The sequence below is a fragment of the Solibacillus sp. FSL W7-1464 genome, from assembly GCF_038004425.1.
Lineage (GTDB): Bacteria > Bacillota > Bacilli > Bacillales_A > Planococcaceae > Solibacillus.
The window spans coordinates 2,612,945-2,636,187 of sequence record NZ_JBBORC010000001.1; the positions used below are offsets into that span (position 1 = coordinate 2,612,945).

Below are 23,243 nucleotides of genomic sequence, written 5' to 3' on the forward strand. Positions count from 1 at the left end.
CTTGCCTATTTATACTCAAGCAAAAGATGATTTGATTTTTTCCAGATGTCGGACTGTTGGCGTCAAGTTGGCAAAGAAGTAAGCTTCACGCAGTTTGCGGGATGGTACACTTCCAGCGACATAACCGGCAGCTCCATTGTGTATCATGTTCGCCTGTACAGCAGCTAATGTATCGTGTACTGCTTGCAGTCGTGTATTGACAATTTCCTTCAATGACAAATTGCTTGCCAAGTTGTTCAACTCTCCATTAATTCTTTCATATTGATCGCGCAGTTCGGCTGCCTGTACTTTCAAGTATTCATTGCAGCCATTTTGCTTCGCTTTTACTTTTTCAATACCTTCAACTGCTGCGGCGATTACACCTGCACCAAGCGGAACTTGATAATAAATAAACGTAGGGCGAATAACATCGCAAAATGCTTTCGCATCCTCGGAAATAACAAAGTCTTTCGTAATTAAGACTTGATCGAATTTGCATGAATAGGTCGCGCTGCCATTCACTCCAAGGAAACCAAGTCGTTCATTCATGTCAAGCCCTTTACTATCAGTTGGGACAAGCACCAAAATTTCATGATCATCGACTGTTGCAACGGCACCAAAGTAATGGCGATTTCCCAAGTTGGATACAGCCGGCAATGTTCCATTAATGACATAGCCTTCTTCTGTCTTTTCTGCCTTCAGGTGAAGTTTTTCCAATCCGGAATAGTACTTCATCGCATTCGATAAACCTGTTGCACCGAGTTTTACGCCGGTTTCCAGCTCGGATAGTATTGTCTGCTTTAAATATGTGTTATTACTATTACGTAAATAAGTTAATGCGGCTAAATGGCACCAAACACAAAACGCTGTTGTCATACAAACCTTTGCCGTTTCACGAACAACCGCTGCCTCATCCTGTAATAGCGTCGGTTGGTCCTTATTTGCCGATTGGAAGAAACCAGCCTCACTTAGCGCTAAAATATAATCTTCTGCATAATGTGCCTGCTCATCGACCTTCTTCACCACGGGTTTCAGTTTTTCATCGATGATTCGTTCTAACAATTCTTTGTTCAATGCCATTGTCCCCGCATCCTTTCCTTTTAGTCTGCCAATTCCGTTAAAGATGTGATCGGTGTTTGTACTGCTTCACGTGCACGTTTTACAGCTGCTTCATCCGGTGCATCATAGAAACATAAACATTTTGTCATATCTTCACATACATACGTACGAGAGAATTTTACATCTGGAACTTCTTCGTATTTTACCGAATTTTTCTTTTTACGCTCCAAATATTTTTCCATTGTGATTTCTGCAGGGATTTCCCATTCTACCAGGTAGTTTACTTGCTCGCCGCCTGCTTTGACTTCATCAAGTTCTTTCCCGATTAAACGCACTTCCTTTACTAAATCAATTGCAATACCTTGTGTTTGCAATGCTGTTTTTACTGCTTCCTCATCAGTTGCTTCAATAATGAAATAGCCACGTGAAAAATCTTTCGCCACTTGAACTTCGATTACCCCAACGCCTTCTGTAGCATGCACTTTTTCGACTAATGCCGAAAATGCTTCCTTTGAAGAAACTTCATTGATTGTTGATTCTACTAAATATAAACTCATTGTATTTTCCTCCTAATAGTAAATGTTAGATTGTTATATATTCAAATAGGCGTTCTGATCGAGCGCACTATGAATATCCATTTCAAATGTCCTTTTCAGGTTAAAAAAATTAACTCGCTTTGCATAAAATTAATGTTTATACTTGTATCAAGGAGGCGAAAACATGAAAACACGCTATGACTTACCTTGTAACATTGCACAAACATTAAATATACTTGGTGATCGTTGGACACTTCTCATCATTCATGAACTGCTGATTGGTGAAACGAACTTCAATGATATTAAACTGAAACTTCCAGGTTTATCAGCAAATATTCTTTCAAACCGGTTAAAAGAACTGGAAGATGCACAGATCGTCCAAAGTGAGCTATATTCCATCCATCCACCACGTTACCGTTATACATTAACGGAAAAAGGTACTGCCCTTGAGGATGTTTTCAATTCGATGATTATATGGGGTGCTGATCATCTGGAAACCTGCTATAAAGAAATCGTCGGTCCTGATGAACACCGTGTAGAAATCGGATATTATTCTACTGAAACAGGCGAACGCGTTGACACAATTCATATACGGCCGTTAAAAACTGTCTAAAATCTTTAGGCAGTTTTATTTTGCGCCTCCCCAAATGCGGTTTACCCAGCTTTCAAAATGATGAATGCCTTTATCCAGTAAAAGACCAAGTACTCCGATTACAACAATACAAGCCATAACTAAATCCAGACTCAAAGAATTTCGTGCATCGACAATTAGAAATCCTAGACCCGATTGCGCACCGACCATCTCACCGGCTACGAGGAAGATCCATGCAGAACCTAGCGCCATATGCAGTCCATTTGCGATCATCGGAAATGAAGCCGGCAATATAATTTTTCTCATTGTCTCAAAAGGACTCATCTCAAAATTCGATGCAATACGTAAATACGTTTTATCGACTTTTTTAACCGCTGATACCGTTGACAATAAGACCGGGAAAAATGCAGCGATAAAAATAATAACGATCGCCGGCATATTCCCGATGCCGAACCATAAAACGATAAATGGTGACCACGCAATCGGCGAAACCGGTCGCAATACTTGCACAACCGGATCAAGCACTTTCCAGACAGCCGGCAGTCTTCCTAAAATCAGCCCTAATGAAATGGCTGCAACGACAGCAATCAGATAACCTGAGAAAAATCGAAATAAACTAATTTGTATATGTCCAAACAGCGTACCATCGGAAATGATCGCCAGTAACGCTTCCCCCACTTTTAAAGGCGGAGGGAAAAGTGCCGACTGATGCCCGCCTATCATAATTGCAGCTTGCCAAACGACAAGTAATAATAGAAAGCCTAGTGCAATCGGGGACAATTTCTTCACTACCGCCATACTATCCCTCCGTCCTCTACTAATTTACAAAGCTGGCATCAACAAAATCTTCATAGGAAGGCGGGTTTTCGGATAATCCCATTTCCAGTAATGCATCACGCAAAATCGCATAACTGTCCTGTTCAATGCTTAAGTTGTCGTAGGAAATCCAATCCAATGAAATATCCAGTACGTTTTCTTCAACTGTTAAATATTGACCAACAACTTCATGCATATGGTCGTCTTTACCTTGTGCAAGCTCTCCGCCCGCTACATAGTCATCGACAAACTTTCCTGCCAATTCTTTATTGTCCTTAATAAACTGACCGCGTAATACTAAACCGCAATCAATGGAATCCTGCCAAATTTCTTCTGACTGATAAAGCACTTTCCCATTTTCCAATGCAACAGAAATCGCACCAAACGGCTCAGCAACTACATAACCGGCAATACGCCCTTCCGCTAAAGCTGCGGGCATTTCCGCCGGAGGCAATTCAATCACATCTACTTCATCGTAAGCAATGCCATGCTTTTTCAGCATTTCATAGAGCAAAATATTATGCGTTGAAAACCTGCTTGGAATCGCAAAAGATTTCCCTTTCAGTTCTTCCACGGAATTGATATCTTTACCACCGATCAATACATTGCCGTCCCGGTGACCAAGTGCCACCGCTTTCAGATCAATGCCTTTTTCTTTTGCATTCATCGCTAATTGGATCAATACAGATGCCCCGTCAATTGCACCAGTATTCAGTGCATCCATCAGCTCAGGCCAAGACCCGAACTTCACGAGCTCTAAATTGTAATCTTCATACTTTTCATCATTCTGCATATATAACGGGACTGCATGCGTAATCGGTAAATAACCGATTTTAATCGTTGGCTTTTCACCGTCACCTGCAGAACTTCCTTCATTCGTCCCGCATGCCGACAACAATGCCACGAACAGCATTGTCATGATCAACACTACCTTTTTCATCTACTATCCTCCTAAATATTAAATTCGATTGCTGCTTTATCATGAGTAAATTGGAATTCATTGAATATGATTTCACGGTAATGCTGAAAATCCGTATCAGCACGATCGCGTTCATTTGGCAGCTTCAGCAAAACTTCTTTATGAATTTCACCTGGATTTGACTTCATGATTAGAATCCGGTCTGCCAAGTAAATCGCTTCATCAATGTCATGGGTTACTAATACAATCGTCATCTTCTCGCGCTGCTGAATTTGTTTCAATTCATCCTGTAAATAATAGCGTGTAAAGGTATCAAGCGCGCCAAACGGCTCATCCATTAAAATAACTTCCGGTTGAATGGCCAATGCACGGGCTATTGCTACCCGTTGCTGCATACCGCCTGAAAGCTCACCAGGCAATGCATTGGAACGGTCTTCCAATCCTACCATCTGTAGATAATGGGCCGCTCTTTTTGTAACTTCAGCAGTCGTTAAATCTGAATTCTCAATCCCGAGCTCCACATTTTTCCGAACAGAGCGCCATGGCAGCAGTCCGTAATTTTGCATCAGCATAATACAGCGCTTACTAGGTTTTGTCACGGCAGTCCCATCAAGCAGGATCTGTCCCTGATTAATTGTTTCGAAGCCTCCGATGCAATTTAGCAATGTACTTTTACCACAACCGCTTTTTCCTAAAATGGCAATGACTTCACCATGATTTATATTAAATGAGACGTCCTTTAAAACTGTAGGACCTTTTTCTCCATACGACTTGGAAACTTCATTAATTTCAATCTTTGCTGTCGACAACTACTTTTCACCCCAATACCGATTATTCAACTTGGTTTTATATTATATGAGTTATATTATTATACTTACTTAAATAAAACAACCTTATTTTTTAATTTATTTTTATTTTCTAAAAAATAATCGGATATTTTTTGAATATAATGTAAAATGGAGCAATCTACTATACGTAGGTTTGTCACGTTTTATCGGAAAGTGAGGTCATATAATGAAAAAAGTAATATTAATTCCACAAGCACTTAGCTATGCTAAAGAAATCCATCGTTTATCCCAGGCACCCGAGGTGAAGAATGCACTCGGACTTCCAACTCAATCTGTGGAAGATACGGAAAACTTTATTATTAATACACTTCTGGAGGAATCTGAAGGGAAAACGATTTCCCGTTTAATTCTGAATGAAGAAGAACAATTGATCGGAATAACAACACTGATGTTCATCGATCAGTCCAATAAGCAATGCCATATCGGAAGCTGGATTGGAGTGGATTATTGGGGACAAGGCTATAATCTTGCCTCTAAAATCGAACTATTAAAAATAGCATTTGAATACTTACATCTTGAGGTAGTATTCGCCGGTGCCCGTACAGTCAATTTACGTTCTCAAAAAGCACAGGAAAAACTTCCGTTCATCTCTTTAAATATCGAACAGCAATTTCCGGAAGAACATTTGCTGCTGGAAAAAAGACAAAAGCAGCCGTGTATTTTAAATGCTGTTTTCAGGGAAGACTTTCTCAACTATTTATACCCAACACAAAAAGAACGGAAAATTTAGAGATTACTCTAATTTCCCGTTCTTTCTTATGTGTATCAGTTAGCAGTTGCTTGTTTTGTGAAACGTGGATGCGCCCACAGTTCACGCCATTTGATGACTGATGTAATTACAATGATCAATCCTAATGTCAGCATAATAATCGATAAAATACCGTTTAAAATATTGTAACCACCCGCCATATCGTTCCAGTAAACATTTTTCACCATCCAGAATCCTGCTACATTTACCGTAATGTATAAATACACTAACGGAATAAAGCAAGTTAAAGCATAAATACGTTTATCCGCTACTTTCAATACGAATGTTACACCACATACCAGACCAATGGAGGCCATCAACTGGTTGGATACACCGAACAATGCCCAGACAGAAGCAATGTCGCCTGAATTTAATAAGTATCCCCACATGATACAGGCCAATGCACTTGCACCAATTGCACCTGGGAGCCAATCCGTCTTTTTCAGCGGCTTATAAACATTTCCTAAAAAGTCTTGAATTAGGTAACGTGCTGTACGTGTACCTGCGTCAATAGCAGTTAGAATAAATACTGCTTCAAACATAATAACAAATTGATAGAAGTACGCGGTTAAATGGCTAAACCACTCTACTCCTGCAAATATGGATGCCATACCGACTGCAAGTGTTACGGCACCTCCAGTACGCCCCTCTAAATCCATACCAATCGCTTCTGACAGTACCGGTAAATCGACTACCGTCATGCCTAATTTCGCGAATGCTTCAGGTGAAGAGTTAATCGCAAAATAATCTGCCGGATGCAATACAGTTGCAGCAATCAGTGCCATTACCCCAACGACACATTCTACGAGCATCGCACCAAAACCAACTACACGAATATCATCCCAGCGGTTTAACATTTTCGGTGTCGTACCAGATCCTACAAACGCATGGAAACCGGAAATAGCTCCACAAGCGATTGTAATCGAAACGAACGGCCATACAGGACCTGCTACGATTGGACCACCTCCCAGGAAGTCAGGCATAATCGCAGGGAATTGAATTGTCGGATTAATAATAAACACACCGATGATTAAAGCAACAAATACCCCTATTTTCATGAAACTGCTTAAATAATCACGAGGTGCCAGTAAGAACCATACTGGTAAAGCAGCAGCAAAGAAAGCGTAAATCGGCAAGAGAATCGATAATGTTTCACGGTCCAATGTTAATAGATCGCCCAACCAAGTGCCTTGAATAGACGGTCCATAGAATACCGCCCCAACAAGGAGTAAGACCCCAAGTATTGTGGAAATCTTCAAGTTTCCTGTGAATTTATTGATTAGACCCATGAGCATTGCAATCGGTATCGTTGCGGCAACTGCAAAAGTTCCCCAAGGGTTTTCTGCTAAAGCTCCTAAAATAACCATTGATAAACCGGCCATTGTAATAGTAATAATGAATAGCATCGCTAATCCTGTACAAAAACCGGCAACAGGCCCAAGCTCTTCACGCATAACTTCCGATAATGACTTCCCGCCTTTTGTCATCGAAGCAAATAATACAACGGCATCATGTACAGCTCCCCCGATAACAGCACCAATCAATAACCAAAGATAACCCGGCAAATAACCGAATTGTGCGGCTAAAATCGGTCCAACTAACGGTCCTGCTGCTGCAATTGCTGCGAAGTGATGCCCGAAAGCTACCCAACGATTTGTTGGCACATAATCTTGTCCGTCATTTTTTTCGTTTGCAGGTGTTGGCGTATCTTCGTTAATCTTCAATACTTTTTTTGTAAAGAAAATTCCGTAAAAACGATAGGCAATCACTAAAATACATATTGCCCCAATTACTAATGTAATTGCATTCATTTCATTCTCCCCCTATGTATCTCTCTTTTTTGTAATATAACAATAACAAATTCCAAAACTGTTGTATCACAATTTTTCTAATTAACTGAAAATTGTGCACAATAGCTATTTTATCATACTAAGCTAGCTAAATAATTAAAATTATCAAAATAGTATAAATAATTCCCTTTTACAATGCTTTACATATCAATGTTATATGAACACTTTCTTCCACAAAAAGACTCCATCCTTCATTTCTAATAATTTTATATCATTTATTTGTAATATAAATGAAATATAATTAATGTTTATTATAAAGTGAGATGGGAATTTAACTAGTAAGCTTAGCAATAAGCTAAAAAATTTTCACTAGGAGGATGTAAGAAATGGCTAACAACAACAAACGTAATCAGAATCAGAATGACGGATCAATGACGGTTCAAGAAGCGGGTCGTAAAGGCGGAGAAGCTACATCTAATAACCATGGTAGAGAATTTTACGAAGAAATCGGCCGTAAAGGTGGAGAAGCGAGCAGCGGAAACAACCAAAGCGGTAATAACAACAATAATAACAACAGCGGCAAAATGAGCCGTGAAGAAGCTGGACGTAAAGGCGGAGAAGCAAGCCGCAGAAATAATAACAGCAACAATTCCAACAATAAAAACAACAAAAATAACTCTTAATCATTTGACTCACCTTGAAGACAGGTTAATTCAAAATGTAAATATTATTTATTTACGTTAATAAGGATGTTTGCCGTTTAGAAGAATGGCAAACATCCTTTTTTGTATGCATTTACTCGCCTATCCAAAATTTCTTTCCCACAGTATATATACCCAAACAAATTACTTGAAAATATTATACGAGAATTATATATTATTTTATGCTCGCTCTATTTTAAGTGAGCGTTTTATTGTGTTTTCTAATTTATTTTATATATAAAGAAAAGGAAAGAGTGCGTACATGCAACAATATACAAACGAATTTTTATATGAATTAATTCATTCCACTATAAAAGCTACCGGTCTCACTATAATGCTGGAAGAAGACCATTCCGGTGTAAATATGAGCTATAATTTTATAACAAATATTGTTAGTTTCGATGTAACACGATTAGTGGAAGCTGCTCGAGAACTAGCAAGCATTCCATTTGATCACTATGTAAAAACGATTACACTTCATGAACTAGGTCATGCCATTGACCGCCCTGCACTGGATGCTTCTTTAACCAGAACCCTCGATTATTTTGAGATGCGAGATCAGTATTCTACTAAAGAAATATTTAAAAATCCCGATTTACTAGGTATGATTATTGAAGAACATCAAATGAACATAGCCTTTGAAGAAACAGCATGGGCTAATGCAGAAAACCTGAATCAAAAATTACAAATGATCGATCAAAATTCATTTGAATTAATAAAAAAACATAGTCTTTCCACATATATCAGAAATTATGAAGAGGATTTGGCAGCCTACAAACAGCTACTGGAAAAAACAGAGCTTCAGCCTGCTTAATTTTGGTGATGCCAAACAAAATTCAAAAATATGCATGTAACAAAACAACGATCTTGAAAGCGAACATTTCCTTTCAAGATCGTTTTTCTTTAATAATTTAATTTTATATTTCAATAATTATCGGCAAAATCATTGGCTTTTTCATTTTTAATGTAAAGATATATTGATCTACTGCATGCTTAATCGCTTTTTTCATAGCAAAAGGATTGGCTTCATTGAAGTTTTCTACAGCTGCCTGGGCAATTTCGTTAATGTCATTTATTAATCCTTCTGATTCTCTTGCATAGACAAATCCGCGTGAAATACTGTCCGGACCTGAAATAATGGAACCATCGAATTTACTGATCGTGACAACGATAACTAGCATCCCGTCTTCGGATAGCTGCTTTCGGTCTCGCAGTACAATTTCACCGACTTCATCACTTCCAGTACCATCCACATACGTATCTCCCGCTGGAATTGCACGCGTTTGCCGTGCTTCCCCGGCTTTAATATCGACAATCTCACCATTTTTAAGAATAAATGTATGCCCTTTTTCTACTCCAACCGCTTCCGCCAATGAACGGTGAATATGAAGCATGCGGTATTCTCCATGAATCGGAATAAAATATTTTGGCTTCATGAGTGTCAGCATCATTTTTAAATCTTCTTGATAGCCATGTCCGGAGACGTGCATACCGGTAATGCTTGAATTTCCGTAAACTACATTTGCGCCAAGCTGAAACAGATTATCAACTATTTTTGAAACATCTTTTTCATTTCCCGGTATAGGAGAAGCTGCGAATATAACTGTATCACCTTGGACAACTTTGACATCTCGATTACGACCAGTTGAAAGTCGGGAAAGCGCAGCTAATGGCTCCCCTTGGCTTCCTGTACATAATATTACTGCCCGTTCCGGCGGTAACTCTTTTAACTCTCTTGGTTCGATAAGCATCCAGCCTGGAATATCCAAGTAGCCAAGTCGCATCGCTACAGACGTAACATTGACCATGCTGCGACCTAATAATACAATTTTCCGGTTCGTCTTTTTTGCTGCTTCGACTATTTGATGAATACGATTTACATTGGATGCAAACGTAGAAATGAAGATTTTTCCGGTCGCCCTTTGAAACGCCTCATCCAAATGACGTCCAATTACTTGCTCGGATGGTGTAAATCCCGGACGTTCAGCGTTTGTACTTTCGGAAATTAGCGCAAGCACCCCTTCTGAACCGAGGGCTGCCATTTTATGAATATCTGACGTTTGATCATTAACAGGTGTAAAATCAAATTTAAAGTCACCAGTATGAATGACTTTCCCTTCAGGTGTATGAAAAACAATCCCTAAACAGTCTGGGATACTGTGGCTCGTCTTAAAAAATGTGAGTGATAATTGGTCGAAACTAATTTGTGATTCTGCATTGATCTCATTTAATTCTGTGTCGCGGAGCAATTTATGCTCTTTCAATTTCAATTCAATTAACCCGAGTGTAAATCTGGAAGCATATATTGGCATATTAATTTTTCTAAGCAAATAAGGGATACCGCCAATATGATCTTCATGTCCATGTGTTACGACTAAAGCTTTAATTTTATGTTTGTTTTCCTCCAAATAACTTAAATCCGGAATAATCAAATCGACCCCTAATAAACTTTGATCCGCAAATTTCCCGCCACAGTCAACGATAACCAATTCTTGTCCATATTCAATGACATACATATTTTTTCCGATTTCATTAATGCCGCCGAGTGCGAAGATGGATAGTGTGTTTTCAGTATTTAGCAACTTCGAGTCCTCCTATAGGATGGATATTTTTACGTGTGTATAAAATTTCGCCTTATACACTAGTATTTCTAATTTAAAACAAAACTATACGAAAGCAGTTCACGATGTTTTGAAATAATTCAACGTATTTCGCCCATACTACTATTGAAAGGAATTGATTATGATGCTTAGTGAAAAACAGCTTACTAAATTAAAACGACTGCTCATCGAACAAAAAAGAGAATTAATTGGTGATGTCAATACAAATGAAAATGAAATCATTGCACGCGCCAGTTTAAGGGATTCTACTGATGAACTATCTACTATCGACAATCATCCCGCGGATTTGGCGACCGAATTATATGACCGTGAAAAAGATATGGCATTAAAAGTTCATAGTGATGACTTATTGGGCCAAGTCGAAGCAGCATTTGAACGGATGAATGACGGTACATATGGAGTTTGTGCAAAATGCCAAACAGAAATCCCATATGATCGGCTGCAAGCAATTCCATATACCACTTTTTGTATTGAACATAGTGATGCAAAAACTCCTGCAACTGATCGACCGGTTGAAGAACAACTGCTCCATCCGGGTGTTGACAACTCCTTTTCAAACCGGGAAAAGGATGATGAACTGCAAGATAACGAAGACTCTTTCCAAATCGTCGCACAGTATGGAAATTCCGATACACCAGCAGATTTTGAAGGGGATTTCGATCACTACAATGATTTATATAAAGACAAAGATGATGAGGATACGTATTCCGCACTGGAAATATTGCATGTTTCAAAAGAAGATTATCTTCAGGGGCAAATTTCCAAAGAATATGCAGATGAAGCACGTAAATATGATTATTTAGAATGACCGCAATATAATCAAAAAGCCGAGAATTTCTGTTTTCTCGGCTTTTTACTTTATTTCGCGATTTTTAAAACGGGCTTAATCGTAGTCCCTTTTTTTGAGTCTTCAAAAGCTTCGTTAATCTGTTCAAATTCATAAAACTTAACAAGTCGATCAAACGGGAATTTCCCATCTTTATAATAGTTGACTAACTCCGGTATAAATACGCGAGGTACCGAATCTCCTTCGATGACCCCCATCATTGTTTTCCCTTCCGCCATAATATCGTTATGGACATCAATTGCCATCTCTGGTGTTACGCCTACAATGGCACAAGTACCTAATGGCCGTAATGCATTTAGGGACTGTTTCACAACGGGTGGCACACCTGTCGTTTCAACTGCATAATGTGAACCGCCGTTTGTAATCTTTTTCACCTCGGCAACGACATCAACATTTCTTCCATTTAGTACATGTGTTGCTCCAAGTTCTTTTGCAAACTCCAATCGGGAATCATGGACATCCACGGCAATAATTTGTTTACAGCCGACAATTTTTGCTGCCATCAACGCAGACAAACCAACAGCACCGCATCCGTATATGACAATTGTGGAACCAAATTGTGGTCGAAGGCGATTTAGTACTGTTCCGGCACCTGTTTGAATCCCACAGCCAAGAGGACCAAGCAACGCTAAGTCGACATCTTTATCTACTTTTACTACATTTCGCTCATGTGCTATTGCGTATGTTCCGAATGAAGACTGGCCGAAGAATGTTGCTAACTCGGTACCATCTTTTGAAAGGCGTGTTGTATAGTCATTTTGGACACCGCCAAAGTTGAGTGGATTAAACGTATCACAAACTGTTGGATGGCCGGTCAAACAGTTTGGACATGAACCGCAATGTGCAAATGAAATGACAACATGGTCACCCTTTTCTAAACTTGTTACGCCTTCCCCTACTTCTTCCACAATGCCTGATCCTTCATGGCCAAGAACAGCTGGAAGTGGAGCAATTGCTAAATCACGTGCTACCGCATCTGTATGACAAACACCAGTTGCTATAATTTTTATCAATACTTCATTTGCTTTTGGAGATCCAAGTTCCACTTCCTGCAAGACGAAATCTTTTCCCTGTGCTTCAGTTACAGCTGCTGTAATTTTCATTTCTTTGTGTCTCCTTTTTTGTTAATTTATTCTCACCTACCTTACTATTCCCAATCATTTTGTAATTACTCTTAATTATAAAAAGCGGCTCATAAAACAAAAAACTGTGTAAAAGCATTTGCACTTTTACACAGCCTTATTCATTACTCAACAGTCAAAAAAATTATTACAGATGGGTAGTCATTTGATAAAGTTCATCTGCAGTGGTTGCAACATCTCTCGTTTCTTGACCGATATTGCTAATCACACTTGTTAAGTTTGTTATATCCATTGCGACTTCTTTTATTTGTGCTTCATTTTGTTCGATTGCCATTAAAATCTGCTGGAATTTCGTTTGAGTATTAATAGATACGTCCAAACCTGAATCTACCCTAGACTGGACAGCATCAATCATTTGAACAGCAGTCGATGTTAGCAACGTGGATGTCTGAATAAGGTTGGTTATATTCTCTACTGAACTTTTCGATTGCTCTGCCAGTTTACGTACTTCCTGTGCGACAACTGCAAACCCTTTGCCATGCTCACCTGCTCTTGCTGCTTCAATCGAGGCGTTTAATGCCAGTAAATTTGTTTGGTCGGCAATATTTTTTACAAGCGCTACAATATTGATTATTTGTTCTGAAGAGACTTTTAAATTTCCTATTAATTGTCCCATTTCAACCGTGCTGTCTTTAATTTCAAGCATCTCTTGCTCCAGCTTCGCAACTTCATTTTTCCCAGTCAATGCATCTGTATGAATATGTTGGACAATAGCGACATTGGATTTGATTGTATTGTTTATATGTGATGTGTGACTATTAACTTGTTCAATTGATTGGTTCGTTTCTTCCGTTAAATCAGCCAGGTTTTGAATAATGGCCGATAATTTATCCTTTAATTCAAGTTTGACAACATTATATTGCTGTCTTCGAAGGTTTTGATTTTCCTTTTCATATTCTTCCAATACAATCTGCATTTCCAGGTTAATAAGTTTTGACACATTTAATGTAATTTGTTCTCTAAGTACAAGGTCTGCTATATCTTTACCAATGAGCACAATCATCGTTTCCTGCAATTTTTGAAATGTACCCATATACCATTTCGGGTCCAAACCAATTTTGAAATGCATGCGGGCAAGTTTCCGTTTTGCTTCGATTGTTTCTTCATTAAAAACGCCATCAAACATAGAAATAATATACGAATTCAATGTTTTCTTTAAGCGATCTATTTTTGTGCGTTCTTCAATTATTTTTTTTAGTGATGGTACAGCTAATACATTTTCATAAAATACATCCGTAATCTCTGATACACCGGCAGTAATTGCAGGTTGATACGATTTTATGTAACGTAAATTCTTTTCGTCTATTCCGATTAATTTCATCTGCTGCTCTAATTCCGGCATGCTTGCAAATTGTATAATAGGCTTAAAGCACTCCATTTCCGCCAATTTACTTTCTTCATCTCCCGATTTTCGCTTCCAAAATATCACCATTATCGTCACCCTTACATTATGTATAGTATTTGTATAACGTTATTCACTATTTTTTATAAATATTACTGCTTTTCAATCTTTTTAATATACAAACATTGTACATCCTATATAAGCAAATGTATATATTATTAATTTTTTTTATAGTATATTTGTACTTAATAGTATAAAGTAAAATCAAAACTTATATGCGAGGGGAAACTCATGTCCTGTAAAAACTGTATCGTATCTGAATTACAGTTTGATATTTTATTAGAAGGCGAAAAAAATATAGCTATGATGGATATGATTGTCGATCACTTTAACCGCCGGAATTTAACGATTATTAAAAAGAATCAGCTCGTAAAAATAAAAGAATCGGGTGTAAAGGAGTTTATTGACTTTAGCAGAGATTACATGGAACCCGAACAGATTTATTTTAGAATTGATGATATGGCTTGGAAGTCTATTGCTGAAATTGAAAACGTTTTGGAAATGCAATGGATTGATGATGTCATACATAGAAATGCGATTGTCAGCTATTCACAGCCTATCGTAAATAACAAAAAAGAAATATATGCTTATGAAGTGCTGTCACGCTTTAGCCGTGAAGATGGATCGCTTATATATCCAAATGAAATTTTCACTGCAGCTAAAACCCGGGGGCGCTTGTATGCATTGGACCGTTTATGTCGTATGGCTGCTGTAAAATATGCTGCCGTGCTTCAGAAAAAAACATTTATCAATTTCATTCCTACATCGATTTATTCCCCGGAATATTGTCTGCAGTCAACGGTGAAGCTTGCTAAACTGCTGCAAATTGACCCGAATCAATTTGTCTTTGAAGTCGTCGAATCAGAGCAGGTCGATGATATTGAGCATTTAAAATCGATTTTGAACTACTATAACGGAAAGGGCTTTCAATATGCTTTGGATGATGTAGGAGAAGGGTATAACACACTGGAAATGCTCGCCGACATGAAGCCGCATTATATGAAGCTTGATATGAAGTATGTACAAGGTGTAAAAAATGATCTTGAAAAACAACATACAGCTAAACAGTTTTTAAAGAAAGCCGTTGAAATTGGCGCAACACCTCTTGCTGAAGGGATTGAAACCGAAGAAGATTTTGAATGGCTAAAACAAATTGGCTATGAACTTTTCCAGGGATATTTATTTGGAAAACCAAGCGTCGAGCCACAGCGTTCCATTGGATAAGAAAAAGCTATGTGCAAAGTGTTCCCACTACTGCACATAGCCTTTTTTATCTTAGATTTACTCTAAAGATCATATTCGTAATTTACTTTTTTGGATCCAAATCCTCAATTGAATCGATATCCATATATGCTGGTACGACTAAACCATTTTGTGTGCCTTTTAAGTTCTCTCCTAAATCCACTATATCTTCCTTATGCTTTTTGTAAAATGCATCATGTGTGGTTGGAAGTGCTGCAGAAAGTGAGGCATCTCCCTCACCGCTAGCAATAGCCTGGAACATAATGGCTGGATCAACCGGAATCACATTAACTTTATACCCTAATTCATCAATCACTTGTTTCATGACACTGCTTGATGCTAATTCCGAATCCCAAGTAGTAGTAATTAACTTTAATTCTTCCCCGTTTCCTTTTGCAATACCTTCAGTCCATTTATTCACTTTATCTTCATTCTTTTGAATCCATTCCGCAGCAGCCGAATCAAAATCACTATTTGAAGCTTCCAGCATTACTTGTTCTACATCTTCCGGTTCCCAATTAAATCGGTCAAGAACAGTATACAAATCAGGTAAATCTTCCTCTAACCCTTTTCTTACAAGTGTATTCGTATACTCTTCCCCACCTAAAGCTCCTTTTGGATCCTCCAATATCTTTAAATCGTAAGCTGAGAATTTCCAATGAGGCTTCCAACCTGTAACAATAATCGGTTCCTCATTACGAATTGCTTGATCTAAACTACCTATCATACCGGCTGTCGAACTCTCTTGTAATGTCCAGCCCTCCAGATTTTCATATTGTTCTAATGCGTCATATGTAAGACCTGTTAATCCAGCACCAGGTTCAATACCAACTATTGTATAGCCCACTTCTTCACCAAGACTGACTTCATTTCCATTTGAACTATCACTGCTGCCTGTATCATCTCCGCATGCTGCTAATAACAATGCTGCAGACATCCCCATAGTTAAACCTAAAGTTTTAAATCGTTTCAAAATATTTCATCCCCTAAAATCTGAATTTATCTACTCCCAAAAAGCGACAACCCCATTTTAACTACAAGTTGTTACTTTTGTCAAACTGGAGGTCCAAATAAATAATATAAGCCCCGTATAGTCTCTACGGGGCTTATATTATTTATTCTTTTGGCTTTAAATCTTCAATCGAATCAATCTCCACATATGCCGGTACAACAAAACCATTTTGTGTGCCTTCCAGATTTTCACCTAAATCCACAATATCGTCTTTATGTTTGTCATAAAAGGCTTTATGAGTTGTCGGTAACCATGGTGCAACTGTTACGTCTCCTTCACCTGTTGCGATTGACTGGAACATAATGGCCGGGTCAACCGGAGTGACTTCAGGTTCGTACCCTAATTGTTCCAGCACAGTTTTTATTACACTGCTTGATGCAAATTCCGAATCCCATGGTGTAGAAATGATTTTTACTTTCTCGCCATTTCCCTGTGCTATATCTTTTGTCCATTCACTTACTTTGTCTTGGTTATTTTCGACCCAATCGGCTGCTGCGACATCAAAGTCTCCATCTTCTTGTGCATCATACATCACTTTTTCCATATCTTCCGGTTCCCAATAAAAGCGGTCAAGTACTGTATATACATCAGGAAGGTCCTGTTCCAACCCTTTTCTGGCAAGTGTTTGAATGTTTTCCGCGCCGCCTAGAATACCTTTAGGATCTTCAAGTATTTTTAAATCATAAGCAGAGAATTTCCAGTGTGGTGTCCAGCCTGTCACTATAACCGGTTCTTCATTCCGGATTGCCTTATCCAGTGTACTCAGCATTCCGGCAGTTGAACTTTCCTGTAATGTCCAGCCTTCCAGATTTTCATATTGTTCCAATACATCATGGGATAGGCCCGTCAGACCGGCTCCGGGTTCAGTGGCAACAACGGTATAATTCACCTGTTCACCAATACTGGAAGACGATGCGCCTGTTGAATTTTCTTTATTTTCCGTATCATCTCCGCAAGCTGCGAGTAGAAGTGCTGAAGACACCCCTAGAGTAATACCTACTGTTTTTATTTTGCTCATCTTCTCATCCCCTAAATTGAAATTTATATACAAAAAAAGTAACAACTCAATACTAACAACAGGTTGTTACTATGTCAAACGGATTCATCTTAGAAATAGTTACTATAAAGTCCGTCGTTCTTACTCGTGACTGGAATTCCAAAAATACAAAAAAACCTGTAGACAGAAAAAATGAATTCTTCGTCTACAGGCATTTTTTAATTATTTTGTTTTTAAACCATACTTTCCAAAACCGTCTGTACCGTCTCCAATATACTTAATTGCACTATTTTCATCTAAAACATCAACTGCATTTTTAGAAGATTCAAATACAACGTTAACACTATCCGGAATCGGAGCGAATTTCCAGTTACCATCTGCTGTCGGATCGATTGTTTTTTCGGCTAAAATATAATCGATAATTGCCTGGCGGTTTTCATCCGGATAAATTTCAACCGCTGTCGCATTACGAACACCCGGGAATGTACCGCTTGCACGATAGTTATTCGTTGCTACGATAAATTCCTGTGCCGCATCAATTGGCTTGCCGTTATATTGCAGATTGACAATACGTGATGCTTGTTCGTTTACTAAATTTCCGTCCTCATCGTATTTTGCCGGTTTAGTTACATCAATTTCATACGTCACACCGTCAATCACATCATAATTATATGAACGGTATTCGGCATTGATTAATTGCTGTTCATCTGACTTTGCTGCATCAATCTGATTGAATTGGCCTGCAGACATTTCCAGCCATTCTTTCACATCCGCACCTGTTACTTTCAACATAGCAAGTGTATTATCATATAAATATAAATCTGCTACATTTTTAATCGCTAGCTCGCCTTTAGGTACAAACGTATAGTATTCCGGATCACTTCTTGTTCCTGCTTTGAATGGTGCACCCGCTGATAGGACAGGAAGGTTTTCATACGCTGTACCTTTCAGCTTTTCTTTCACATAGATTGATTGGGCATCCGTTACAATTTGAATGGAAGGATCATCCTGTACTTGCGAGAAATAACTGTGAATGTTAGCTGTCGTTGTCCCTACTGCCTGACGTACGTACTTAATTGTTCCTTCATGCGCTTCTTTCACGCTTTCTACAACCTCAGTGCTGACAGTGTCATTATCTTTTGCGATTTCACGCACCGCGCCGTTACCTGTTGTAACATCCCAAGCGTTGCCTTTTTTCTCTAGCTCTAGATCAATGACCCCTAAATGACTACCGAATTTGCCGGCCATAACAATCGGCTTACCGTTCATTGTTCCTTTTTCAATGTCCACATTTTTTATAGAGCTATCCACTTCACCCGGGAAGACACCATGGGCATGCCCTGTAATGATGGCGTCCACATCTTCAATTGTAGATAATAAATATGATACATCCTCTTCGCCTTTTTCATGTGTAGCATCTCCCATACCTGAGTGTGAAAGCACTACGACAACATCCGCCCCTGCTTCTTTCATTTGCGGAACGACTGTTTTAACAGCGTCCACCGAATCATCGACTGTTACTTTTCCTTCTAAATTCGCTTTATCCCATTTCAAAATTTGAGGTGGGACAATACCTGTCACCCCAATATTAATTTTCGTTTTTTCACCGTTCGAATCGACTACATCTTTTTCAATCATGATATATGGCTTATACATTAGTTCCTTTGTCGCTGCATTGCGCACATTGGCGTTAACATACGGGAATGGGGCATCATCCGTTACTTCATCGATAAATTCCAAGCCGTAGTTAAACTCGTGGTTACCGTATGTCGCCGCATCATAATCAAGTGCAATCATCGCAGCAATCGATGGATGAATTTCACCGTCTTTTAATTTTGTTACGGACTGAATATATGAGCCAAGTGGTGTTCCTTGTATGGCATCTCCATTGTCAAACAGCACTGTATTTGGATTTTCCTCACGCGCCTTTTCGATAAGTAGCGCAGTTTTTGCCAAACCTAAACTATTCGTTGGCGTATCTTTGTAGTAATCATAGTTTACAATATTTGTATGAATGTCCGTTGTGCCTAAAATACGTAATGAAACCGTCGTGTTTGCTTTTACCGGACTGTATTCTTCCAAAAAGCGCTGAAGAATTTTTTGCATCTGCGCTTCTGTAACAAAATCATTCGGGCGGATCGTACCGTCTTCAAAACCTGTCAGTAACCCTGTTGCTACTGCTTTGGCCATTTCCTGGCGATTGCCTTGTCCAATTTTATTTGCGTCTTTAAACTGATCCAATACCTTTTCAGAATATGTTTTCTCATCCTGTAATCCTCTTGCCGCAATAAGGAAAGCATGTGTGCGTGTCAGTTTTTCGTTCGGTGCAAATTCGGTTGGAGTTTTACCTTTAATTAACTTTAATTCCACCGCTTTTTCAATATAAGGTTTAAGTGAATCAGGTACATCCTGGAATTTTACAGACTGTCCTGTACCTATCTCTACTCCCAAGGCATCAATTACACCTTTCACAAACTCTCCACGTGTCATATTTTCATTCGTAGTTGCTGGTGCCGCTGAAACTGCTGACATGCCACTCGCTAAAAGTGTTAGCGTTAAGGCTGAAGCAGATAGTTTTTTCAACATTCCTTTCACTCCCATATTCTGTAATGTACATCAGAACTATCATACTAAATTACCAGAATAGTGGAAAAGAGTATTTTGGTACAGGCTTTTTCTATTAAAATAGGACTTTTTTTACAAACTTCAATTTAAAGCATATTTACAGTTTCATTTATAGTATTACTATGACTGATTGCCGAAATAACGGCTACTCCATTTACTCCGGTTTGCCTGACAATGAAACTGTTTTCAGTGGAGATTCCGCCAATTGCTACAATCGGGAATTTTGGATACTGAGATTTCGCTTCCTCCAACAGCTTCAGCCCTACCGGTGCCCTCGCATCATCTTTTGTTGAAGTTTCATAGATTGGACCAATCCCCGCATAATCTGCCCCATTGGCAATGGCCAATTCCAGTTGCTCCATTGTATGAACCGATACCCCGACGATTTTACCTTTCGCAAAAGATCTAAACTTTTCTACCTCGGTATCTTCCTGACCTACATGAATCCCATCTGCATTTAATGTTAATGCAAGTTCGACATCATCATTGATAATGAATGGTACTTTATATATTTGGCACAGCTTTTGGCATTGACGGGCAAATTGAATATACTCATCGCCTTTTAAAGAATTTTTTCCTTTTTCCCTCAGCTGGAACATCGTAATTCCAGACTGTAGCGCTTCTTCCAAAACAATCAGCGGGTCGCGTATACAATTGATTGTTCCCATTACAAAATATTTATTTAAATCAAAAAACATGGACATTGCACAACCCTCGCTGTTCATGATAGGCGAAATGATTTGTCGGACCAAACCCGTGACCGATATTGAGCGGATGACGAATTGCCAGCTGCACATATTTTTTTGCTTCTATAATGGCTGCCTCTATCGATCTTCCTTTTGCCATTTCCGCCGTGATTGCTGCCGAAAATGTACATCCTGTTCCATGGGTATGCTTCGTATCCACTCGCTCGGTTTTCATTTTAAATGGTTGCTCCCCGCGAATGAAAACAGTATCTGTCGCATGCTTACTGTTTAAGTGGCCACCCTTTATGACGACACATTCCATCCCTAGACTTAATAATTCCTGCGCCGCTAATTTGATATCTTCTTCCGTTTGAATTGTATACCCAGTCAGGATTTCCGCTTCCGGAATGTTCGGTGTACAAACAGTTGCAAGCGGCAGTAACTTTTTCTTAAGGGCCGTTGTTGCCTCCTGTTCCAGTAAACTGGCCCCTCCTTTTGCAATCATGACCGGATCAACGATTAGCGGAATTTCTGTGTCTTTTAGTAACGCGACAATAGCTTCGATAATTTCCGCACTAAACAGCATCCCTGTTTTAATTGCCTTTATCTCAAAATCCTGAAGTACCGCTTTTAGCTGAGCTTGCACGAAATCGGCCGTTGTCGGATAAATCCCATGCACCCCTTCGGTATTTTGTGCAGTCAGTGCGGTAATGACCGATGTGCCAAATACACGTAGTTCCTGAAACGTTTTCAAGTCTGCTTGGATGCCTGCACCGCCACCGCTATCCGAGCCTGCAATTGTACATGTAATCATCGTCGTCCCTCCGCTAAATTTTCTAGTTCATTCAAGAAATTTGTGTGGAAAGTTCCTATAGCTGCAACAGAATTGGCACTTGCCTGTTTATATTCGTTCAGCAGCGTTAGTAAGTCACCAAACGGTTCTTTACTGTTTGCAAGCACTGCAGCACAAAATGCACTCAGCAAGCAGCCGCTCCCCGTCATCTTTGTCACTTTTTCATGACCACCCGTTACAAATTCGACTCTATCCCCATCCGTAATAACATCTTGTTCACCTGTAACGATCACAATAGATTGATAGTTGGTAGCCAATAGTTTGGCAGTCGCTGCAACATCTATATCCCCAATGCCGCTATCAACACCTTTGGAAGACCAATCCGCTCCCGCAAGAGCCGCCAGTTCTCCAATATTGCAGCGGATGACATCAATCTTTAAAAGGTCTAGCAATTGTTGTGCTGTTTCAGCTCGATACTTCGTTGCCCCTGCCCCAACCGGATCGAGAACAACCGGAGTATGATGCTTATTTGCACTCAGTCCAGCTTGCTTCATCGAATCTACTGTCCGTTCATTCAAAGTACCCATATTCAAAAGTAATGCGTTTGACTGTGCAGCCATTTCCCCCGCTTCTTCTATCGCATCCGCCATTACTGGTGAAGCACCCACCGCCAGCAATCCATTTGCTGTAAAATTTGCGACGACATAGTTTGTAATACAATGGACTAACGGCTGGTTTTTATGAATTGCTTGCAGGCTCATTGACATACACCCCTTGTTTCCAGCTTTGCTTCGTCCAAGGCATCTCCCAGAACATCCATTCGTAATAGCAGCTTTTCTTAAAATGTTCCTGTAATACCTTTAGCTTTGCCGGTTGTTCTTTCGCATATCGATCCAGCATCGATTTTTGTAATTCAATATTTTGTAGCATCTCATCGGACGCATATAGTGCAATCCACTGTTCATAAAGGGGGACATTCGGGCAGGCATCTTTTAACCTTTGCCCAATTTCCTGATACAGCCATGGGCAAGGTAAAATTGCCGCAAATGCTTCTGCTACATCTCCGTTATGTACTGCATTGTACATATGGCTTACATAGTTATAGGCTGCTGGAGCCGGTTCGAATTGTTCCAACTCCTCCGCTGTCACCCCTAATTCTTGAAACGTTGTACGGTGTAACTCCAGCTCTGCGTCATGAATAAATTTTGCTGTTTGCAGAAAATATTGAACATCGTCATCCGAAGTCGCTTTTGCAGCTGCCAGAGCCAGAACTTTCGTATAATGTTTTAAATAATACGCATCCTGCAGCATATAAAACTTAAAATTCTCCAGCGGTAAACTCCCATCTGCAATACCTTGTACAAATGGGTGATAGAAGCTGGCCTCCCAATAAAAATCCGTTTCTTTCCTTACCTTTTCACAAAATCCCATTGTTACTCCTCCTTTTTGTTGGCGGAAGCACAAAAAAGACGCCTCAATATAGAGAGACGTCCCCAAAAAGTGTACGTACCACTTTTCATTGCTCCCTACGTCCGTATTAACGGCCAGGTTCCAAGGGTCAGGTTTTAACCTTCTCAACACTGCTGTGTCCCCCCGCAAATCAAATGCTTGTCTATTTGCAAAAGAAAGACTCCACGTAAAGGATACGCGGAGCCAAAGTAAGTACATATGTATAGCGTGTACTTTGCTCCCTACGTCCGTATTAACGGCCAGGTTCTAAGGGTCAGGTTTTAACCTTCTCAACACTGCTGTGTCCCCCCGCAAATGCATTTAATTACCCTGAGTGTAACAAACTACTTCAAACCGGGCAAGTGAATTCAAAAAATTATGAAATTACTCTCACACCTGCGGAAAGCTTCCCGGCATATAAATGAATTTTTAGCGCTCA

General features: G+C 39.4%; 22 protein-coding genes and 2 riboswitches. Of the genes, 6 read left to right on the top strand and 16 right to left on the bottom strand.

The features are described from left to right. Window positions 1-15 precede the first annotated feature (15 nt). Both MKZ25_RS12930 and MKZ25_RS12935 read right to left on the bottom strand, forming a co-directional pair. The gene (locus MKZ25_RS12930) at window positions 16-1,059 is read right to left on the bottom strand and encodes an acyl-CoA dehydrogenase family protein (RefSeq protein WP_340801869.1); all 1,044 of its coding nucleotides are present in this window, start codon (window positions 1,057-1,059) and stop codon (window positions 16-18) included. A gap of 20 nt (window positions 1,060-1,079) precedes the next feature. Beyond that, window positions 1,080-1,595, bottom strand: a complete 516-nt coding sequence (locus MKZ25_RS12935; RefSeq protein WP_340801870.1) for a DUF4242 domain-containing protein — start codon at window positions 1,593-1,595, stop codon at window positions 1,080-1,082. Between the two features lie 163 nt (window positions 1,596-1,758). On the opposite strand from MKZ25_RS12935, the gene MKZ25_RS12940 reads away from it, so the two are divergent. Further along, window positions 1,759-2,187 carry a winged helix-turn-helix transcriptional regulator gene (locus tag MKZ25_RS12940; protein WP_340801871.1) on the top strand — a complete coding sequence of 143 codons (429 nt, stop codon included), beginning with the start codon at window positions 1,759-1,761 and terminating at the stop codon, window positions 2,185-2,187. 15 nt (window positions 2,188-2,202) lie between these two features. Here the strand turns inward: MKZ25_RS12940 and MKZ25_RS12945 are convergent, their stop codons facing one another. The 3 genes from MKZ25_RS12945 to MKZ25_RS12955 are packed head-to-tail and all read right to left on the bottom strand — an operon-like array spanning window position 2,203 to window position 4,710. Further along, on the bottom strand, window positions 2,203-2,964 hold the full coding sequence (locus MKZ25_RS12945; protein ID WP_340801872.1) for an ABC transporter permease: 762 nt from the start codon (window positions 2,962-2,964) through the stop codon (window positions 2,203-2,205). Between the two features lie 19 nt (window positions 2,965-2,983). After that, window positions 2,984-3,922, bottom strand: a complete 939-nt coding sequence (locus MKZ25_RS12950) for an ABC transporter substrate-binding protein (RefSeq protein WP_340801873.1) — start codon at window positions 3,920-3,922, stop codon at window positions 2,984-2,986. 11 nt (window positions 3,923-3,933) lie between these two features. Beyond that, entirely contained in the window at window positions 3,934-4,710 is a 777-nt protein-coding gene (locus tag MKZ25_RS12955; protein ID WP_340801875.1) for an ABC transporter ATP-binding protein, read from the bottom strand. Between the two features lie 205 nt (window positions 4,711-4,915). On the opposite strand from MKZ25_RS12955, the gene MKZ25_RS12960 reads away from it, so the two are divergent. Next, on the top strand, window positions 4,916-5,479 hold the full coding sequence (locus MKZ25_RS12960; protein ID WP_340801876.1) for a GNAT family N-acetyltransferase: 564 nt from the start codon (window positions 4,916-4,918) through the stop codon (window positions 5,477-5,479). 35 nt (window positions 5,480-5,514) lie between these two features. Here the strand turns inward: MKZ25_RS12960 and MKZ25_RS12965 are convergent, their stop codons facing one another. After that, window positions 5,515-7,308 carry a carbon starvation CstA family protein gene (locus tag MKZ25_RS12965; RefSeq protein WP_340801877.1) on the bottom strand — a complete coding sequence of 598 codons (1,794 nt, stop codon included), beginning with the start codon at window positions 7,306-7,308 and terminating at the stop codon, window positions 5,515-5,517. Window positions 7,309-7,673: 365 nt separating this feature from the next. Between MKZ25_RS12965 and MKZ25_RS12970 the strand changes: the two genes are divergently transcribed. Together MKZ25_RS12970 and MKZ25_RS12975 are read left to right on the top strand one after the other, a co-directional pair. Next, window positions 7,674-7,970, top strand: coding sequence for a KGG domain-containing protein (locus tag MKZ25_RS12970; RefSeq protein ID WP_340801878.1), 297 nt, complete (start codon window positions 7,674-7,676; stop codon window positions 7,968-7,970). 280 nt (window positions 7,971-8,250) lie between these two features. Then, window positions 8,251-8,802 carry an integrase gene (locus MKZ25_RS12975; protein WP_340801879.1) on the top strand — a complete coding sequence of 184 codons (552 nt, stop codon included), beginning with the start codon at window positions 8,251-8,253 and terminating at the stop codon, window positions 8,800-8,802. A 103-nt stretch (window positions 8,803-8,905) separates the two neighbouring features. Here MKZ25_RS12975 and MKZ25_RS12980 read toward each other — a convergent pair whose 3' ends face one another. Further along, a complete protein-coding gene (locus MKZ25_RS12980) occupies window positions 8,906-10,570 on the bottom strand; it encodes a ribonuclease J (protein WP_340801880.1) in 1,665 nt (554 codons plus the stop codon). A gap of 163 nt (window positions 10,571-10,733) precedes the next feature. Between MKZ25_RS12980 and MKZ25_RS12985 the strand changes: the two genes are divergently transcribed. Next, complete coding sequence (locus tag MKZ25_RS12985) at window positions 10,734-11,417, top strand: TraR/DksA C4-type zinc finger protein (protein WP_340801882.1); 684 nt, start codon at window positions 10,734-10,736, stop codon at window positions 11,415-11,417. A gap of 50 nt (window positions 11,418-11,467) precedes the next feature. Here MKZ25_RS12985 and MKZ25_RS12990 read toward each other — a convergent pair whose 3' ends face one another. Next, a complete protein-coding gene (locus tag MKZ25_RS12990) occupies window positions 11,468-12,559 on the bottom strand; it encodes an NAD(P)-dependent alcohol dehydrogenase (protein WP_340801883.1) in 1,092 nt (363 codons plus the stop codon). A gap of 166 nt (window positions 12,560-12,725) precedes the next feature. Next, window positions 12,726-14,030 carry a globin-coupled sensor protein gene (locus MKZ25_RS12995; RefSeq protein ID WP_340801884.1) on the bottom strand — a complete coding sequence of 435 codons (1,305 nt, stop codon included), beginning with the start codon at window positions 14,028-14,030 and terminating at the stop codon, window positions 12,726-12,728. A gap of 201 nt (window positions 14,031-14,231) precedes the next feature. Here MKZ25_RS12995 and MKZ25_RS13000 point away from each other — a divergent pair, with 201 nt between their 5' ends. Next, window positions 14,232-15,224: an EAL domain-containing protein gene (locus MKZ25_RS13000; protein ID WP_340801885.1), complete on the top strand. Its 993-nt coding sequence runs from the start codon at window positions 14,232-14,234 to the stop codon at window positions 15,222-15,224. Window positions 15,225-15,306: 82 nt separating this feature from the next. Here the strand turns inward: MKZ25_RS13000 and MKZ25_RS13005 are convergent, their stop codons facing one another. The 7 genes from MKZ25_RS13005 to tenA form a co-directional block, all read right to left on the bottom strand. Continuing rightward, window positions 15,307-16,215, bottom strand: coding sequence for a glycine betaine ABC transporter substrate-binding protein (locus tag MKZ25_RS13005; RefSeq protein WP_340801886.1), 909 nt, complete (start codon window positions 16,213-16,215; stop codon window positions 15,307-15,309). Window positions 16,216-16,357: 142 nt separating this feature from the next. Continuing rightward, complete coding sequence (locus MKZ25_RS13010; RefSeq protein WP_340801887.1) at window positions 16,358-17,272, bottom strand: glycine betaine ABC transporter substrate-binding protein; 915 nt, start codon at window positions 17,270-17,272, stop codon at window positions 16,358-16,360. 201 nt (window positions 17,273-17,473) lie between these two features. Then, window positions 17,474-19,837 carry a bifunctional 2',3'-cyclic-nucleotide 2'-phosphodiesterase/3'-nucleotidase gene (locus tag MKZ25_RS13015; protein WP_340801888.1) on the bottom strand — a complete coding sequence of 788 codons (2,364 nt, stop codon included), beginning with the start codon at window positions 19,835-19,837 and terminating at the stop codon, window positions 17,474-17,476. Window positions 19,838-19,962: 125 nt separating this feature from the next. Further along, a complete protein-coding gene (gene thiE / locus MKZ25_RS13020) occupies window positions 19,963-20,580 on the bottom strand; it encodes a thiamine phosphate synthase (protein WP_340801889.1) in 618 nt (205 codons plus the stop codon). Next, complete coding sequence (thiD, locus tag MKZ25_RS13025; protein ID WP_340801890.1) at window positions 20,564-21,376, bottom strand: bifunctional hydroxymethylpyrimidine kinase/phosphomethylpyrimidine kinase; 813 nt, start codon at window positions 21,374-21,376, stop codon at window positions 20,564-20,566. The genes thiE and thiD overlap by 17 nt, the downstream gene beginning before the upstream one ends. After that, complete coding sequence (gene thiM / locus MKZ25_RS13030) at window positions 21,373-22,116, bottom strand: hydroxyethylthiazole kinase (protein ID WP_340801891.1); 744 nt, start codon at window positions 22,114-22,116, stop codon at window positions 21,373-21,375. Before thiM ends, thiD begins: the two co-directional genes overlap by 4 nt. After that, window positions 22,094-22,786, bottom strand: a complete 693-nt coding sequence (gene tenA, locus MKZ25_RS13035) for a thiaminase II (RefSeq protein WP_340801892.1) — start codon at window positions 22,784-22,786, stop codon at window positions 22,094-22,096. The genes thiM and tenA overlap by 23 nt, the downstream gene beginning before the upstream one ends. A gap of 75 nt (window positions 22,787-22,861) precedes the next feature. Further along, window positions 22,862-22,960, bottom strand: a riboswitch (TPP riboswitch). A 66-nt stretch (window positions 22,961-23,026) separates the two neighbouring features. Continuing rightward, window positions 23,027-23,125: riboswitch (TPP riboswitch) on the bottom strand. Between the last annotated feature and the right edge of the window lie 118 nt (window positions 23,126-23,243).